Raw genomic sequence first — 15695 nt, 5'->3', positions numbered from 1 at the left:
TCACACGATCTCATTCGCAATTACGCTGGAATGCCGAGGATGCGGCAAGCCTGCTGCAAATTGGCTTGCGCCAGTTCCATCGTGGTGGCCACGAAGGTCACATGACCCATCTTGCGGCCGCGCCTGGCTTCTGCCTTGCCGTATAAATGCAGATGCGCACCGCGCAAGGCCAGAACCTGGTCCCAGGCCGGCTCACGCGTAGTGTCTGACGCACCTTCAAACCAGATATCGCCCAGGATATTCAGCATCACTGTCGGTGAATGCTGGCGTACATCGCCCAAAGGCAACTGTGCAATCGCGCGCGCCTGCTGCGCAAACTGGCTGGTGATGCACGCGTCCATCGTGTAGTGGCCGCTATTATGCGGACGCGGCGCCATTTCATTGACCACCAGCGAGCCATCCTGCAGCACGAAAAATTCTATGCACAGCACGCCGACATAGCCCATCTCGGCAATGATTTCCAGCGCCGCCTTCTGCGCGGTTTCCGCTATGCTTGCGGACACGTTCTGGCTGGGCACCGTGGTCGTGAACAGAATGCCGTCCCTGTGCACGTTCTCTGCAATCGGATACACCACCGCTTCGCCATCCACGCCGCGCGCTACCAGTACCGAAATCTCATAGGCCAGCGGCAGCATTTTTTCCAGCACGCAGACCACGCCATTCATGCCTGCATATGCCGCATGCAATTCTTCCAGCGTTTTAACCCTGACCTGTCCCTTACCGTCATAGCCCATGCGTGCCGTTTTCAGTATGCCCGGCAACAGTTCGGCGCCGGCAGCATCGATATCACCGCTACTGGTGATCACTGCATGCGGTGCCGGTAACACTTGGGTTGCGGCGCCGACGCGCGTAAAAAACTGTTTCTCAGCCACGCGGTCCTGTGCAATGGAAACACAGGCGGCGCTTGGTGCAACAAAGGTGCGCTCCGCCAGGAAAGCCAGGCTATGTGCCGGCACATTTTCAAATTCCGTCGTGACCGCGACCGACAGCGCAGCCAGTTCCGCCAATGCCGCTTCGTCCGTATAGGCAGCTTGTATGTGCCTGTCCGCAACCTGGCCGGCCGGGCAATCCGCCTGCGGCTCCAGCACAGCGACCTTGTAGCCCATTGCCTGAGCAGCGTGCGCGAACATGCGGCCCAACTGGCCGCCGCCCATAATACCCAGCCAGGTTTGCTCTGATTCGGTAGGGAGATGCGCCGTTCTTGCGGTTTGATTTTGAGTTGTTGCCATTTTCTTGAGCCTGTTCACAAAGGCTATTTGCGAGAAAAAACGTGAGAAAAAATATGTGGAAGAACCCTTGCACCGCGAGCGGAGAGGATTTCCGGATTTCTATTCTTGCAGCAGCACTGCGGTTCCGACTGCTTAGCGGCCAAGTACCCGTTGAATGCCGGCTGCAGTGCTACATGACCACCATGACTACGAACACCAAAGCAGGGATCAGACCGGCAGCTTCATATTCCTGGCAACCTGGGTCTGTCTTTCGCGGTAGTCCAGCAAACGGCTCGCCAGTACAGCATCGGTTGTAGCCAGCATTGCAATCGCAGCCAACGCCGCATTTGCCGCGCCCGCCTCGCCGATTGCGAAGGTCGCTACCGGTATGCCTTTGGGCATTTGCACGATGGACAGCAAGGAGTCTTCGCCGCGCAGGTATTTGGAAGGGACCGGCACGCCGAGTACCGGAACGATGGTCTTTGCCGCAATCATGCCCGGCAGGTGGGCAGCGCCACCGGCACCGGCGATGATTGCACGCAGACCGCGGTCTCTTGCAGTTTCTGCATAGCTGAACATTTCATCCGGCATGCGGTGGGCAGACACGACTTGCGCCTCAAACGCGATGCCGAACTCTTGTAACACGGCGACCGCATTCTGCATCACTTCCCAGTCGGAGGAAGACCCCATGACGATGCCGACCAGCGGCGCGTTAGTTGGCGCTGTCATCATCAATCCTTCAGGGTTTCACCGGTCAGGCGCTCCAGCGCTTCGCGGTATTTGGCTGCAGTCTTGGCGACAACCTCGTCCGGCAAGGCAGGAGCAGGAGCCGATTTTTTCCAGCTGGTGATGGTTTCCAGATAGTCACGTACAAACTGCTTGTCGAAGGAAGGAGGAGACATGCCCGGCGCATAGGAATCGGCAGGCCAGAAACGGGAAGAATCGGCAGTCAGCACTTCATCCATCAGGTGCAGCACGCCATTGTCATCCAGGCCGAACTCAAACTTGGTATCGGCAATAATGATGCCGCGGGTAGCGGCGTAGTCGGCGGCTTCGCTATACAGTTGTATGCTGATGTCGCGCATCTTGGCGGCGAGTTCCTTGCCTATGCGCGCTTCCATGTCGGAAAAGCTGATGTTCTCATCATGCTCACCCATGTCCGCCTTGGCTGCGGGCGTAAAGATGGGAGCGGCAAGCTTGTCGGCCTGACGCAGGCCTTCCGGCAGCTTGATGCCGCAAATGGCGCCGGTTTCCTGGTAATCCTTCCAACCGGAACCAATGATGTAACCGCGCACAACAGCTTCCACCAGGATAGGTTTCAGGCGTTTCGCCACAACTGCGCGGCCGCGCACTTGCGCCACTTCGTCAGCGGAAACCACGGACTCAGGGGCAATACCAGTCAGATGGTTGGGCACGATATGGCCCAGCTTGTCGAACCAGAAATTAGCCATCTGGTTCAGCACGCGGCCCTTGTCAGGGATAGGTTCGGACATGATCACGTCAAAGGCAGACAGGCGATCGCTGGTCACGATCAACAGCTTGTCTTCGCCGACCGCATAGTTGTCGCGTACTTTGCCGCGGCCCAGCAGTGGCAGGGATTTGAGTGTGGATTGAAGTTGCGTAGTCATGGAAATAATTTCAGTAAAACAGAATGCTGCCAAAAATGCCGAGGGCGCAAATTCTTGCGCCCCGGCTTGCTATGCTGCTTAGTTGACGATTTGCGCCAAGCTGCCTTTCTTGTACTGCTCTGCCACTTTTTCCAGTGGCAGCGGCTTGATCTTGCCTGCCTGGCCTTCGCAACCGAAGGACAGGTAGCGCGCCTTGCAGACCAGTTTGGCGGCTTCACGCGCCGGCTTCAGGTAATCGCGCGGATCGAACTTGCCTGGATTTTCAAACAGGTAGCGGCGGATTGCACCGGTCATTGCCAGACGGATATCGGTATCGATATTGATCTTGCGCACGCCGTGCTTGATGCCGATCACGATTTCTTCTACCGGCACACCGTAGGTTTCTTTCATGTCGCCGCCGAATTCGCGGATTTCTTCCAGCAATTCTTGCGGTACAGAGGAAGAACCATGCATCACCAGATGCGTATTCGGGATGCGTGCATGGATTTCCTTGATGCGGTCTATCGCCAGGATATCGCCGGTAGGCTTGCGGGAAAACTTGTAGGCGCCGTGCGAAGTACCGATGGCAATCGCCAAGGCGTCGCATTGAGTCAGCTTGACGAAATCGGCCGCTTGCGCAACGTCGGTCAGCAATTGCTCGCGGGTCATTTTTCCGTCAGCACCGTGGCCGTCTTCCTTGTCGCCCATCATGGTTTCCAGCGAACCGAGCACGCCCAGCTCCGCTTCTACCGTGACGCCGATAGCGTGTGAGAATTCCACGACCTTGCGCGACACTTCCACATTGTATTCATAGCTGGCGACGCTCTTGCCGTCTTCCATCAGGGAGCCGTCCATCATCACCGACGTAAAGCCGGACTTGATCGCCGCCATGCAGACTGCCGGCGACTGGCCGTGATCCTGATGCATGACCACAGGGATATGCGGATACGCTTCTACCGCTGCAGAGATCAGGTGGCGCAGGAAAGCTTCGCCTGCATATTTGCGGGCACCGGCAGACGCCTGCATGATCACCGGTGCGCCGACTTCATCGGCGGCCTGCATGATCGCAGTAACCTGTTCCAGGTTGTTGACGTTAAACGCTGGCAAGCCATAGCCGTTTTCGGCGGCGTGGTCCAGCAATTGGCGCATGGATACGAGTGGCATAGTAATTCTCCCGAGGTACTACAATTAAAAAACCTTTAGAACCAGAGGCAAGCTACTGACGCTGCTATTGCAACTCAGGCGCTATGGCACCTAAGGCACCGTGTGCGCTTCGCTGGCTCTGTATTCCTGCTACTCACCCACCCTGACAATTTTCAGCGAGTTGGTGCCGCCGACTTCGCCCATGGGTTCACCCCAGGTCACGACGATCATGTCGCCCTTGTTGACCACGCCGTTTTCCAGCAACAGATTTTCTGCCGCTTTCAAGACAACATCACGGTCGGTCGAGGCCGGCAATTCAAATGTCTGCACATTGCGGTACAAGGCCGCTTTGCGCTGGGTCGCGATACTTGGCGTCAGCGCAAACAATGGAATATCGATCATGTGCCGGCTCATCCACAGGGTGGTGGAGCCGGACTCTGTCAGCGCAGCAATCGCCTTCACGCGCAGATGGTAAGCCGTGAACAGCGCACCGTAAGCAATCGACTGATCGATGCGGGTAAAGGTCTGGTTCATGAAATCGGCATCCAGCTTGCACTCCTGGAAGGCTTCCGCCTCCAGGCAGATGGCTGCCATCGCTTCCACAGTTTCCACCGGATATTTACCGGACGCTGTTTCCGCCGAAGTCATCACCGCGTCTGTGCCGTCCAGCACCGCATTGGCAACGTCGGACACTTCAGCGCGGGTAGGCACAGCATTGAAAATCATCGACTCCATCATCTGGGTCGCCGTAATCGCCACCTTGTTGGAAGCGCGCGCCATCTTGATCATGCGTTTTTGCAACGCAGGCACAGCGGCATTGCCGACTTCCACCGCCAGATCGCCACGCGCCACCATGATGCCGTCCGACGCATCCAGGATTTCCTGCAGCAGCGGAATCGCTTCGGCGCGCTCTATCTTGGCGATCATCATCGGCTTATGGCCATAGGCCTCGCCGGCGATATTGGACAACTGGCGCGCCATTTCCATGTCAGTCGCATTCTTTGGGAAGGACACGGCGATATAGTCGGCCTGGAAAGACATCGCAGTCTTGATATCTTCCATATCCTTGGCCGTCAGCGCAGGCGCAGTCAATCCGCCGCCCTGGCGGTTGATGCCCTTATTATTGGACAGCTCGCCGCCTATCCTGACCGTCGTATGGATCTCGCTGCCGACGATCTTGTCTACCACCAGCACGATCAAGCCGTCGTTCAACAACAGCACGTCATTAGTCCGCACGTCACGCGGCAGGGCCTTGTAATCCAGGCCTACACGTTCCTGGTTGCCCATCGGGCATTCTGCATCCAGAATGAACTTGTCGCCGTTATTGATTTCTATCTTGCCGTTTTCAAACTTGCCGATGCGAATCTTCGGTCCCTGCAGATCAGCCATGATGGCGATTTCGCGCCCGCACTCTGCCGCCACTGCACGCACCATCGTTGCCCTGTCAATATGGTCCTGCGCCTTGCCGTGCGAGAAATTCAGACGCACGACATTCACGCCTGCCAACAGCATGCGTTTCAATACCGCCGGGTCGCTGGAAGCTGGGCCAATTGTTGCAACGATTTTTGTTCCGCGTAACATCAAGTCTCCTAAATTTTTTGTGCTGTTTGTACTATGTTTTACTGATACCGTACAAAATACCGTACTGAACTCACGCCATAAGCGACATGAGGCGGCGTGATTATTTTGCTCTTTGCAGCAAGATTTCTACTGCCGGCAGGGTCTTGCCTTCCAGGAACTCCAAGAAAGCGCCGCCGCCTGTAGAGATATAGCCGACCTTGTCCGTGACCTTGTATTTGGCAATCGCTGCCAGCGTGTCGCCGCCGCCGGCAATGGAGAAGCCTTTGGATTCTGCAATCGCCTGCGCCAATACCTTGGTACCGTTACCGAACTGGTCAAATTCAAACACGCCTACCGGGCCGTTCCAGACTATCGTGCCGGCCTGCTTGATCTGCGCCGCCAAGGTTGCCGCTGTAGTCGGTCCGATGTCCAGGATCATGTCGTCGGCTTCCACCGCATCAACGGATTTCACCGTTGCCACCGCTGTGGGAGAAAACTCTTTCGCGCAGACGACGTCGCTAGGGATAGGCACCGACGCGCCACGCTTGGCCATCATATCGATAATCGCTTTTGCTTCATCGACCAGATCCGCCTCTGCCAGTGATTTACCTATCTTCAGGCCGGCTGCCAGCATGAAGGTATTGGCAATGCCGCCGCCGACAATCAGGTTATCGACCTTGTCAGCCAGCGATTTCAGGATGGTCAGCTTGCTGGACACCTTGGAACCGGCAACGATCGCCACCAGCGGCCGGGCCGGCTGGCCCAGCGCCTTGCCCAGCGCATCCAGCTCTGCAGAGAGCAGAGGACCGGCACAGGCAATCTTTGCGTATTTGGCAATGCCGTGTGTGGTCGCTTCCGCGCGATGCGCAGTGCCGAACGCGTCGTTCACATAGACATCGCACAGCGCTGCCATTTTTTGCGCCAGCGTGTCGTCATTTTTCTTTTCGCCTTTGTTGACGCGGCAGTTTTCCAGCAATACAACATGGCCGGCAGCTACATCAACGCCGTCTAACCAGTTCTGCAGCAGCGGCACATCCACGCCCAGCAACTCGGACAGGCGCTTGGCGACCGGCGCCAGCGAATCTTCCGGCTTGAACTCGCCTTCGGTCGGACGCCCCAGGTGGGACGTGACCATGACTGCAGCACCTGCCTGCAAGGCCGCCTTGATCGCCGGAACCGATGCCCGTATGCGCGTATCTTCGGTGATATTGCCGCTATCATCTTGTGGAACGTTCAAATCTGCACGGATGAAAACACGCTTGCCCTGGAGTTGATTGGCGGCGATCAGGTCGCTGAGTCGATTGAATTGCATGGAGGTGGCGGTGGGTGAAAAAGGGATAAGACCAGTATTTTACCAAAGCCACCGTCAGGACTACATGGTTTTCGTACTTGCTGCGCAATATTTATTATCACAAAAACAATGAACATTGACTCACAGGCAAAATAGCGGCGAAATCCGGCTATAAGCCCAGGCGCACATAGGTATATACCGCCATGCCGAAGAAGATGGTCATCAGCATATTGCGTTTCACCAGGAAAAAAGCCGTTGCAGCAACACCGGCCACCAGGCGCGGGTTACTGACTGCGACATCGAGCTCGCCGTTGCTCAGCATTAAGTCCGGCAGGATAATCGCCGCCAGCGCGCAGGCAGGCGCATAGCGCAGCGCTTCCTGCACCCGTTTGGGCAGGTTGATATGATGCCCTACCAGCCAGAAAGAGCTGCGGGCGATGAAGGTTGCCACTGCCAGCAGCACAACCACGATCCAGATTTCCAGTTCGCTCATGCCTGCCCCTTGCCGTTATCAACCGCATCGGCATGGCGTTTTTCCAGCCACTCTTCCACTGCCATCGCCACCGCCATGCCGGCCAGTACCGAAATCAGCAAACCCAGCTTGTACGGCATATTGACACTCGCCAGCGCAATCGCACCGGCCACCGCAACGCCGACCAGTGCCGCCTTGTTCATCACCAGCGGCAACATGATGCACAGAATAGCCAGCGTACCGGCAAACCCCAGCCCCCAACTGGTAGGAACCTGGCTACCCAGCAGGATGCCGATCACCGAGCCCACCTGCCACGCAGTCCAGTTAGGAAAGATCAGGCCTTTCAGATACGGCAGCTTGCGCTGGTCGAAACCGGGTTCCGGGTAACGGTACATGAACAGACCCACCGAGATATCCCCTGACAGATAGCCTAGCCATGCGCGCTGCCGCCATGGAAGATAAGAGAAATGCGGCGCCAGGATCGCCGAAAAAATCACGAAGCGCAGATTGACCACCAACGCTGTAAGAAAAATGACCCAGGCAGGCGCATGGGCGGCAATCAGCGGCAGGGATGCCAACTGGGCCGAGCCGGCAAATACCAGAAAGGTCATGCCGAGCGCCAATGGCACGGTCAGCCCGGCCTTGATCATCGCTACACCGACCACCAGGCCCCAGGCGCCGACACCGAATAAGGTAGGAATTCCTGTCTTAACCGCCTCGCGATAGGCAGCCTTCTCCATCTCCGTACTCACAGTCTCCGCCATGCCCGTCCTTATAGTTACCATGCGCCCCGTACTCAGAGGCAAGCAAGGGCAACTTGCTATTTTACCTAGGAAAACAGTTCAATGCTGACTCCGGGTTGGCTATCCGTTAAAATCACGCAATTAGCATATCATGCACTTTTGCCTCAATTGAAACTGGAGAACACCATGCAAGCGACTACCGCGCCTTTAGCCGTTGTAGAACTGAAAGCCAAAGACCTGCCTGCGCATTGCCCCAACCCGGCCATGCCTTTGTGGTCGTCCCACCCGCGCGTTTATCTCGATCTGTCGCACGGCGGCGCCGCAACCTGCGCGTATTGCGGCACCCAGTACAAGCTGGCGGCAGGCGAAGTGATCAAGGGTCACTGATCCCCTGATTCCGGGCCGCCCGACCAGGCGGCCGGTTATCCTAAACCAACGCAGCTACCCCATGCCCGTTAAAAAACAGTTGAATGGAAGCGCCGATGAAGTAGAAGCGGCGTTTTACGATGCACTGAGCCGCGCCGACCTGGATGGCCTGATGGCCTTGTGGGCTGAAGATGAAGAGGTTGTCTGCATCCACCCTGGCGCACCCCGGCTGATCGGTCATGCAGCCATACGCGCATCCTGGGAAGCCATCTTCGAGCGCGGCAGCGTACACATACGGCCGACGCAACTGCATGCCACGCACAACATGCTAAGTTCGGTGCATAGCGTGCTGGAAGAAGTCGATAGCGGCGGCGAAGCACCGCAGGACGCCCATATTCTGGCCACTAACGTGTATGTCAAAACACCGCATGGCTGGAGAATTGCGACCCATCACGCGTCTATTGCCGCCGGCAAGGCACCACCGGATTTATTCAAGGCCAGCGTATTGCATTAATGAGCAAGTCTGCATCAGCATTAGGATTTAGTCTGGAACAATGAATTATCAAGCGCCTCGCTGGTTGCCAACCGGGCATCTGCAAACCATCTACCCTGCCCTGTTCATCCGCAAACCTGTTGTTACATTCCGGCGTGAGCGCTGGGATACGCCGGACGGTGATTTCATCGACGTCGATTTTGTCGACGGCAAACCCGGCCAGCCGTTTGTGGTCCTGTTCCACGGACTCGAAGGTTCTTCCGATAGCCATTACGCGCGTGCACTGATGGCCATGCTGCAGGAGCGTGGCTGGTCCGGCGCGGTGCCGCACTTTCGCGGCTGCTCCGGCCAACTGAATAATGCGCCGCGTTTCTATCATTCCGGCGATGCGCAAGAAGTGGACTGGATCATACGCCGCCTGCACCAGATCTATCGCAGTCAACATCCTGACGGTAAATTCTTCGCCAGCGGCGTATCTCTGGGCGGCAATGCCTTGCTGCGCTGGATAGGCGAATCGCAGCACCAGGCAGAAATGATAGACGCAGCAGTGTCCGTCTCTGCCCCCCTGGATCTGGCGCAAGGCGGTGCATCGCTGTCGCACGGCTTCAATATGGTGTACACCCGCATGTTCCTGAAGACGCTGAAGCCGAAATGCCTGCAGAAACTGGAACAGTTTCCAGGGCTGTTTGACCGCGAAGCGCTGATGCGTGCCAGCAACCTGTACGAATTCGACAATGTCGTGACCGCACCCCTGCATGGCTACCGCAATACCGAGGATTACTGGGACAGGGCCAGCGCAAAGCATATACTGACAGATATCACCTTGCCTACGCTGGTGCTGAATGCACAGAATGATCCCTTCCTGCCCGGAGAACATCTGCCGCGCAAAGCATCTTCAAAAGTCATACTGGAATATCCGGCATATGGCGGCCACGTCGGCTTTGCGGCAGGCAATGTGCCGGGCAGCATAGACTGGTTGCCCCGGAAAATATTGCACTTCTTCGACGGCAAGTCTTAGCGGGCTTGATCTTTGATCCGGAAGTTCGCACAGGAGTTCACCATGGATGAGATAGTCAAACAAGCGATGGCCCGTTGGCCGAATGTGCCTCATTGCTATGGCTGGCTGGCGCTGGATGCGCGCGGCGTATGGCGCATGCGGGATGAGCGCGCGCAGGCGCTGAAACTGCCTGGCGACAAGATTGCGCACGCCACACTATTAGGCTTTATCAATCGCAACTATCAGCATGATGCGCAGGGACGCTGGTATTTCCAGAACGGCCCGCAACGGGTGTATATCAACCTGGAAGCTACACCCTATGTCGCGCACAATACTCCTGACCAGGGCTTTGTCTTGCACACCGGCACGCCATTGGACGACGTGGAGCGAGCCTGGATGACGAAGGAGGGCCGCCTGATTTTGCAAACCGGCGAAATCCTGGCCCAGGTGGATGACCGCGACATGGCGGCCTGCCTGGCCCTGTTAAGGCTGGACGGCAAGCATATCGACGATGAACAATTGCTGGAGTGGCTGAATCTGCAGGACAAGACAGCCGGCGAAGCAGTCGGAGAAGCGGCAGGCGTACTGACAATGAGACTGAATGCGCCCTATCACCGGCAAATTGATGTACAGCATGCAGAACTGCCTGAACTGGCGCAACGCTTTAACTTTGTATCCGCTCCGCAAGCAGATTGAAGCCCGGCAGGAGCTTCCTTCCCTGCACCCCTATTTACGTTTTTTCTCGTCTTCCACTTCCTGCTTGCGCTTTTCTTTCCACTCGCGCTCGCGTGCATCAATGACCGCCTGGTCATAATATTGCGCATCCGGCGAGCGACGGGCGATGTCCAGTTGCTGTATCGCAGCCGGCAGTGCACCGTTCAATGCATAAGACTCTGCCAGCGACATGTGCTCCAGCGCCTGCTTGCCCTGGGCTGAGTAGGCCTTTGCCAGCAGCTTGTACAAGCTGGGCTCTTGCCGGTACAGTTGCACCTGGTCCCGTAAAAAACGGGCCGCATCCTCTTCCCGCTTGGCGGCCAGCAAGGCTTCCGCATATTGCTGGGCAATGCCGCGCGATAAAGGCAACAACTGCATCGCCTCTTCTGCTTCCTTGACGGCCAGGTCAGGCTGCTTGTTGGCGATCTTGATATCGATAGACAGATCCGCAAAAGCGCTGGTTTCCTTGAATACATTCTTGTATTTAGGATTTTGCTGCACCTGTTTAATCACTTCTTTCAGTAAGGTATCGGCCTTCGCATAGTCATGCTGCAGGTAGGCGATAAAAGCCAGGCCATATCTGGCAGTAATCTTGTCTATCTCTCTCTGTCCCTTCAACTGCTGATCAAAAATGACCGCCGTATCAATCAGACCCTGGGTACCTACATCCTGCAAGACCCTTACCCTGGCCTGGATCAGGAAAAAGTCCAGGCCGTCGACGTGCTGCTTGTAGCGCTGGTCCACCTGCCGCGCCTGGATGTCGGCTATCCTCTCCGTGGTCAGCGGATGGCTGCGCAGATAGGCCGGTGCAGTGTCGTTGTAATTGCGGGTGGATGCCTGCAGGCGGCCGAAGAAAGCCACCATGCCCGAGGTGTCATAACCGGCGTCGCGCAAGATCTGGAAGCCGACCCGGTCTGCTTCGCGTTCCGCGTCACGGCTGAAATTGAGCTGGCGCTGAATCGCCACACCCTGGCCACCCATCGCCAGAGCCATCGCCGCATCCGGGCTAGATTTGGCCGCCAGCGCTGCCAATATCAAGGCCGCCAACGGAATCAGCGCATCCCGCCCCTGGCTGCCTATCATGCGCGCGATATGCCGCTGCGCCACGTGGCCGATTTCATGCCCCATGACAGAAGCCAGTTCAGACTCGGTCTGCGCCGCCAGGATCAGGCCGGAATGCATGCCGATGAAGCCTCCGGGCAAGGCAAAGGCATTCAACACCGGGTCACGCACGGCAAAAAACTCAAAGTTGTAAATGGCCTCCCCCCTCGCCTCCGGCCGGGTTGCCAACAGGGAGTTACCGAGCTTGTTCAGATATTCAAGTACCGGGCCATCATCCAGATAATCCGGGTCGACTCTGATGCTCTGCATGATCTGCTCGCCCAGCTTGCGCTCCATCAAGGGAGACAGGTCTTCGCGCTCGGTATCGCCCAGGGTGGGCAGGCTTTGTGCAAATACATTGCCCGGTGCAGTGGCCACCGAGAACAGGCAAACTCCGGCAAGCGCAGCGGCGCTCAGGCATGCCGGCAATAATTTCAATTTAGACATAAGGAATGAGGGTTTCACAGTGCTATGATACTTTCAGAGGCAAGATGTTCCTTATTTATTCACCTATTGTTTCATACTTTCATTGATGGCAACACAATCCAAAAACAATCCAGCCGCGGCCCCGACTGGCGAGCTGAGTCATTTTGACAGCACCGGCCAGGCGCATATGGTCGATGTAGCAGAAAAAAAAGAGACCCATCGCATCGCCATTGCCAGCGGCCATATCCGCATGAAACCGGAAACGCTGTCCATCATCCAGCAGGGCAACGCCAAGAAAGGAGATGTGCTGGGCATCGCGCGCATCGCCGCGATCATGGCCGCCAAACGCACCTCCGACCTGATCCCGCTATGCCATCCGCTGGCCCTGACCCGCGTCGCGGTGGATTTTAGCATCGACGAAGCAAAAGCCAGCGTCATCTGCACCGCCCAAGTGGAGACTGTCGGCAAGACCGGCGTAGAGATGGAAGCCCTGACGGCGGTACAGGTCGGCCTGCTGACCATCTACGATATGTGCAAGGCCGTAGACCGCGGCATGGTGATGGGCGACGTGCGGGTGCTGGAAAAGCATGGTGGCAAATCGGGGGACTGGGTCAGTTTGATTGACCAGTAAGCGCCCACTATAAACCATCATATCGATGCCACTACGGCAGCATGTGCATGCCCCGGAACCCGTTTCACAAGTAAATGAGTTCGAGCTAAATGCATGCTAGCTATTTAGCGGCAGATCAAGCGCAGAGCGCAGATATGCCTCCTCCGGCCGTGCTGCCATGATCTTGAATCCCTGCTCCGCGATGCTCCTGCGTTTTTCTGCATCCTTGAGTAATTCCAGGCAAGTATCTGCGATGCGGGAGTACGGTGTCAAAGCAACCGCATTACGCATATCCGGCTCAATATCTGTCGAATCGCTGCATTCCGATACCACGGTTTTCTGGTTCGCAAGCAAGTAGGAAACGCGGACAATTTCGAAAATATCGCTTTCATAAAGCCGCATATTCAAGATCAGCTTCGCCCTTCCGATCAAGGCGTCTCGCTCCTCTCCATAAACGCCGAATACTGCTTTTACTTTTACGCCGCGGCTCGCCAGCTCATTCAAGATATTCTGGCGCCGCTCATTGACGGAACCATAGAACAATACGTCAATATCTTCTTGCTGCGCAGCCTGTATCCGGGTCAATTCCTTGACATATCCGACAGGAACGTATTTGACTCTCGAACCGGGAACCAGAGCTCGTATTGTTTCCACATTCCTTGGGCTGTAGTCCCAAATTTCAAATTTCCCCAAAATTTCAATCAAATTGGGAGTCAGCCATGGGGAGCCCTGATAAATTTGCTCAAGGTTGTAAATGATGGAACCTGCAGGTATCCAGGCAATCTCATCCGGTGTGAGGAGATTCGAACCGAGAATGATGTTTCGCCCGTTCCGGGAATAAGCGTTGCGGGAGATGGTCGCATGTATTGCCAACCTGCTCAAGCCGTGCTGCAGCGTCTGCGCCACCTCCTCAAACGCCTGACTATGCGCATAATTTGCCGGGCTGACGATCACAATCTGAAAATATCCCTTACTTTCCTTGTGGTCGACAAGCATCGCATCATAAACAGCCTCCAGATTGCGAGTAAATTTTTCGCTATCAAATAGAGGACTGGCGCTCCTGCCGGCGTTGATCTTCTGACGAATGCCGGCGCGCTTCTCTGCATCGGTTGCAAGCTCCAACGCCAGCGCAAAATACTCTTCCAGTGTATAGGTAACAAGCTCTGGAACTCCCAGAGTAGTCAATAAGCTGCCTGCGACCCTGGATGCAAAAGACTCACCGGCACAGGTGACCACGGGCAAGCCCATCCACAAGGCTTCGCTGCAGGTCGTGTGGGCGTTGTAAGGGATAGTGTCCAAGAAGAGATCGGCACACTGCAGGCGCGCAAGATGCTCATCCATTTTGACCCTTGGGGCAAAAATCAGCCGTCCGCTATCCACACCGCGCTTGCTGGCTTCTTGCTTTAGATTTTCTTCTACGACTGAAGTATTGGAGAGCAGCCACAACACGCTGCCCGGCACCGCATCCAGCAATTTGCACCAGACGTCGAACATTCCAGGCGAAATTTTATAGGTTTGATTAAAACAGCAAAACACCATTTCACCCGCAGGCAATTGCTGCGAAGAGCGGCTTGGTGCATCCGGCCTTGGCCTCGTTCTATCATTGGGCTGATAAGAATCGGGCAGATACATGACTTTTTCTGTATAGAACTGCCTGCTGTCGTTTGGAATGATGAAGCGGTCGGCGATCAGGTAATCGACAAAATCAGCCCCCATGGTTCCGGGGTATCCTAGGTAATTGACCTGGACAGGTGCGGGGCGCAAAGCCAATATTCCGCTACGGGTGTCGCCGGTGTATCCCTTCAGGTCTACCAGGATGTCTATATGATCTGCATGAATGCGCTTGGCCGTGTCGACCAGGGACTCATTTCCGACATGGACAAACTCATCGAATGCGCCTTGCAGCCTTGAGCGCATTTCGCTTTGGTCGTCTGGCCCGTAAGAGTAAGCAGTAACGTGAAAACGCTGCTTATCATGCAGCTCAAATATTTCTGCCATCAGCACTGCCGTAGCATGCATATGAAAGTCGGCAGACAAATATCCTATTTTAATCCTGGGGTTGGCGGGCCAGTCGTAGCGAAAGCCAAGCTGAGCACCCTGCACTGCCAGTAGCCGATAACTGCCCTTGGTCCATCTTTCGGCGCACATTTTTTGCTCATAGGCGGTAGTGCCCGGCAAGGCCAAAAATGCAAAGGGAGAGTCGCGGCCGTCCTGGTCGAAAGGAGCTTCTCGCACATATTGACGAACCAGCGCCGTATTTGAATCAATATCTTGCCAATCACATAATTGCTGTAACTGGTGCACCATATTTAGACGTGCAGTGTTGAAAGTAGGCGACAGGGCCAGCGCCCGACGGTAGTAGCCGATTGCCTCACCGCGCCTGCCTTGCTCCTGGATGACGCCGGCAAGATTGTAGAGGGACTGGGCATTATTGGGATTCGTCGAGACAGCGCTGCGATAAGCAGCTTCAGCTTGAGTGCGATCGCCCAATTCCAGCAACAAGTTACCGGCATAATTGAAGGCTTCAGAAAAATCGGATTTAATTTCCGTCGCATTGATCAGGTACCCAACTGCTTCGCGCAACTTGCCCTGTTCATGCGCAATCATTCCTAGAATATAGAATGCGTCGAATAAACGAGGATTTAATTCTACGGCTTTCTTGACGCTGCTTTCGGCTTCGTCAAAGCGGCGTTGCTGCATTAAAACCAGACCCAGATTATTGTATGCAGCGGCATTGCCAGGATCAGCGGCAATCGCCTGCCCGTAATTCGTTTCCGCGCCTCGCAAATCCCCTGCATCAAAGCAATCGTCGCCTTTTTTCTTAAAGGCCGCGGCGTTTGCCAATAGATTATTTATCGGAGGTAGGTCTTTCGATTCCACAACGACAGACTGCCGTTGATCCGGTGATCGCCCTGATTGAAATAAGCTGCCTAGCCATTTAAACATGCGCTGGTTTATCCGGAA

15 protein-coding genes are annotated in these 15695 nt (G+C 55.9%); 5 read left to right on the top strand and 10 right to left on the bottom strand.

Annotated features, from left to right (window positions below; translation table 11 throughout):
- Window positions 1-20: 20 nt before the first annotated feature.
- From IEW12_RS17215 to IEW12_RS17180, 8 genes are all read right to left on the bottom strand, one after another.
- Complete coding sequence (locus tag IEW12_RS17215) at window positions 21-1229, bottom strand: 5-(carboxyamino)imidazole ribonucleotide synthase (protein WP_188567303.1); 1209 nt, start codon at window positions 1227-1229, stop codon at window positions 21-23.
- 207 nt (window positions 1230-1436) lie between these two features.
- Window positions 1437-1937, bottom strand: a complete 501-nt coding sequence (gene purE, locus IEW12_RS17210; RefSeq protein ID WP_188567562.1) for a 5-(carboxyamino)imidazole ribonucleotide mutase — start codon at window positions 1935-1937, stop codon at window positions 1437-1439.
- A 2-nt stretch (window positions 1938-1939) separates the two neighbouring features.
- Window positions 1940-2836 carry a phosphoribosylaminoimidazolesuccinocarboxamide synthase gene (locus IEW12_RS17205; RefSeq protein WP_188567302.1) on the bottom strand — a complete coding sequence of 299 codons (897 nt, stop codon included), beginning with the start codon at window positions 2834-2836 and terminating at the stop codon, window positions 1940-1942.
- Between the two features lie 78 nt (window positions 2837-2914).
- Window positions 2915-3979: a class II fructose-bisphosphate aldolase gene (gene fba, locus IEW12_RS17200; RefSeq protein WP_188567301.1), complete on the bottom strand. Its 1065-nt coding sequence runs from the start codon at window positions 3977-3979 to the stop codon at window positions 2915-2917.
- Window positions 3980-4108: 129 nt separating this feature from the next.
- A complete protein-coding gene (gene pyk, locus IEW12_RS17195) occupies window positions 4109-5539 on the bottom strand; it encodes a pyruvate kinase (RefSeq protein WP_188567300.1) in 1431 nt (476 codons plus the stop codon).
- A 100-nt stretch (window positions 5540-5639) separates the two neighbouring features.
- Window positions 5640-6830 carry a phosphoglycerate kinase gene (locus tag IEW12_RS17190; protein WP_188567299.1) on the bottom strand — a complete coding sequence of 397 codons (1191 nt, stop codon included), beginning with the start codon at window positions 6828-6830 and terminating at the stop codon, window positions 5640-5642.
- Between the two features lie 148 nt (window positions 6831-6978).
- Window positions 6979-7302 (bottom strand): AzlD domain-containing protein, encoded by a 324-nt coding sequence (locus tag IEW12_RS17185; protein ID WP_188567298.1) that lies wholly within the window; start codon window positions 7300-7302, stop codon window positions 6979-6981.
- Complete coding sequence (locus IEW12_RS17180) at window positions 7299-8045, bottom strand: AzlC family ABC transporter permease (protein WP_229751176.1); 747 nt, start codon at window positions 8043-8045, stop codon at window positions 7299-7301. Before IEW12_RS17180 ends, IEW12_RS17185 begins: the two co-directional genes overlap by 4 nt.
- Before the next feature lie 165 nt (window positions 8046-8210).
- On the opposite strand from IEW12_RS17180, the gene IEW12_RS17175 reads away from it, so the two are divergent.
- From IEW12_RS17175 to IEW12_RS17160, 4 genes are all read left to right on the top strand, one after another.
- The gene (locus tag IEW12_RS17175; protein ID WP_188567296.1) at window positions 8211-8411 is read left to right on the top strand and encodes a zinc-finger domain-containing protein; all 201 of its coding nucleotides are present in this window, start codon (window positions 8211-8213) and stop codon (window positions 8409-8411) included.
- A gap of 61 nt (window positions 8412-8472) precedes the next feature.
- Entirely contained in the window at window positions 8473-8904 is a 432-nt protein-coding gene (locus tag IEW12_RS17170) for a YybH family protein (protein WP_188567295.1), read from the top strand.
- A 40-nt stretch (window positions 8905-8944) separates the two neighbouring features.
- Entirely contained in the window at window positions 8945-9901 is a 957-nt protein-coding gene (locus IEW12_RS17165) for a YheT family hydrolase (protein ID WP_188567294.1), read from the top strand.
- A gap of 42 nt (window positions 9902-9943) precedes the next feature.
- Window positions 9944-10576 (top strand): DUF2946 family protein, encoded by a 633-nt coding sequence (locus IEW12_RS17160; RefSeq protein ID WP_188567293.1) that lies wholly within the window; start codon window positions 9944-9946, stop codon window positions 10574-10576.
- 30 nt (window positions 10577-10606) lie between these two features.
- Here IEW12_RS17160 and IEW12_RS17155 read toward each other — a convergent pair whose 3' ends face one another.
- Window positions 10607-12142, bottom strand: coding sequence for a beta-barrel assembly-enhancing protease (locus IEW12_RS17155; RefSeq protein WP_229751175.1), 1536 nt, complete (start codon window positions 12140-12142; stop codon window positions 10607-10609).
- Window positions 12143-12227: 85 nt separating this feature from the next.
- On the opposite strand from IEW12_RS17155, the gene moaC reads away from it, so the two are divergent.
- The gene (moaC, locus tag IEW12_RS17150; RefSeq protein ID WP_188567292.1) at window positions 12228-12752 is read left to right on the top strand and encodes a cyclic pyranopterin monophosphate synthase MoaC; all 525 of its coding nucleotides are present in this window, start codon (window positions 12228-12230) and stop codon (window positions 12750-12752) included.
- 96 nt (window positions 12753-12848) lie between these two features.
- Here moaC and IEW12_RS17145 read toward each other — a convergent pair whose 3' ends face one another.
- Window positions 12849-15575, bottom strand: coding sequence for an O-linked N-acetylglucosamine transferase, SPINDLY family protein (locus IEW12_RS17145; protein WP_188567291.1), 2727 nt, complete (start codon window positions 15573-15575; stop codon window positions 12849-12851).
- Between the last annotated feature and the right edge of the window lie 120 nt (window positions 15576-15695).

The sequence above is a fragment of the Parundibacterium terreum genome (assembly GCF_014636315.1).
GTDB lineage: Bacteria > Pseudomonadota > Gammaproteobacteria > Burkholderiales > Burkholderiaceae_D > Undibacterium > Undibacterium terreum.
Note: the sequence above shows the minus strand (reverse complement) of the source record. Positions and strands in the feature narration are given on the sequence as shown.

Bases quoted from the DNA above. Each gene is read 5' to 3' on its own strand.
- IEW12_RS17215 (WP_188567303.1), bottom strand. From the start codon at position 1,229: ATGGCAACAACTCAAAATCAAACCGCAAGAACGGCGCATCTCCCTACC.
- purE (WP_188567562.1), bottom strand. From the start codon at position 1,937: ATGACAGCGCCAACTAACGCGCCGCTGGTCGGCATCGTCATGGGGTCT.
- IEW12_RS17205 (WP_188567302.1), bottom strand. From the start codon at position 2,836: ATGACTACGCAACTTCAATCCACACTCAAATCCCTGCCACTGCTGGGC.
- fba (WP_188567301.1), bottom strand. From the start codon at position 3,979: ATGCCACTCGTATCCATGCGCCAATTGCTGGACCACGCCGCCGAAAAC.
- pyk (WP_188567300.1), bottom strand. From the start codon at position 5,539: ATGTTACGCGGAACAAAAATCGTTGCAACAATTGGCCCAGCTTCCAGC.
- IEW12_RS17190 (WP_188567299.1), bottom strand. From the start codon at position 6,830: ATGCAATTCAATCGACTCAGCGACCTGATCGCCGCCAATCAACTCCAG.
- IEW12_RS17185 (WP_188567298.1), bottom strand. From the start codon at position 7,302: ATGAGCGAACTGGAAATCTGGATCGTGGTTGTGCTGCTGGCAGTGGCA.
- IEW12_RS17180 (WP_229751176.1), bottom strand. From the start codon at position 8,045: ATGGCGGAGACTGTGAGTACGGAGATGGAGAAGGCTGCCTATCGCGAG.
- IEW12_RS17175 (WP_188567296.1), top strand. From the start codon at position 8,211: ATGCAAGCGACTACCGCGCCTTTAGCCGTTGTAGAACTGAAAGCCAAA.
- IEW12_RS17170 (WP_188567295.1), top strand. From the start codon at position 8,473: ATGCCCGTTAAAAAACAGTTGAATGGAAGCGCCGATGAAGTAGAAGCG.
- IEW12_RS17165 (WP_188567294.1), top strand. From the start codon at position 8,945: ATGAATTATCAAGCGCCTCGCTGGTTGCCAACCGGGCATCTGCAAACC.
- IEW12_RS17160 (WP_188567293.1), top strand. From the start codon at position 9,944: ATGGATGAGATAGTCAAACAAGCGATGGCCCGTTGGCCGAATGTGCCT.
- IEW12_RS17155 (WP_229751175.1), bottom strand. From the start codon at position 12,142: ATGTCTAAATTGAAATTATTGCCGGCATGCCTGAGCGCCGCTGCGCTT.
- moaC (WP_188567292.1), top strand. From the start codon at position 12,228: ATGGCAACACAATCCAAAAACAATCCAGCCGCGGCCCCGACTGGCGAG.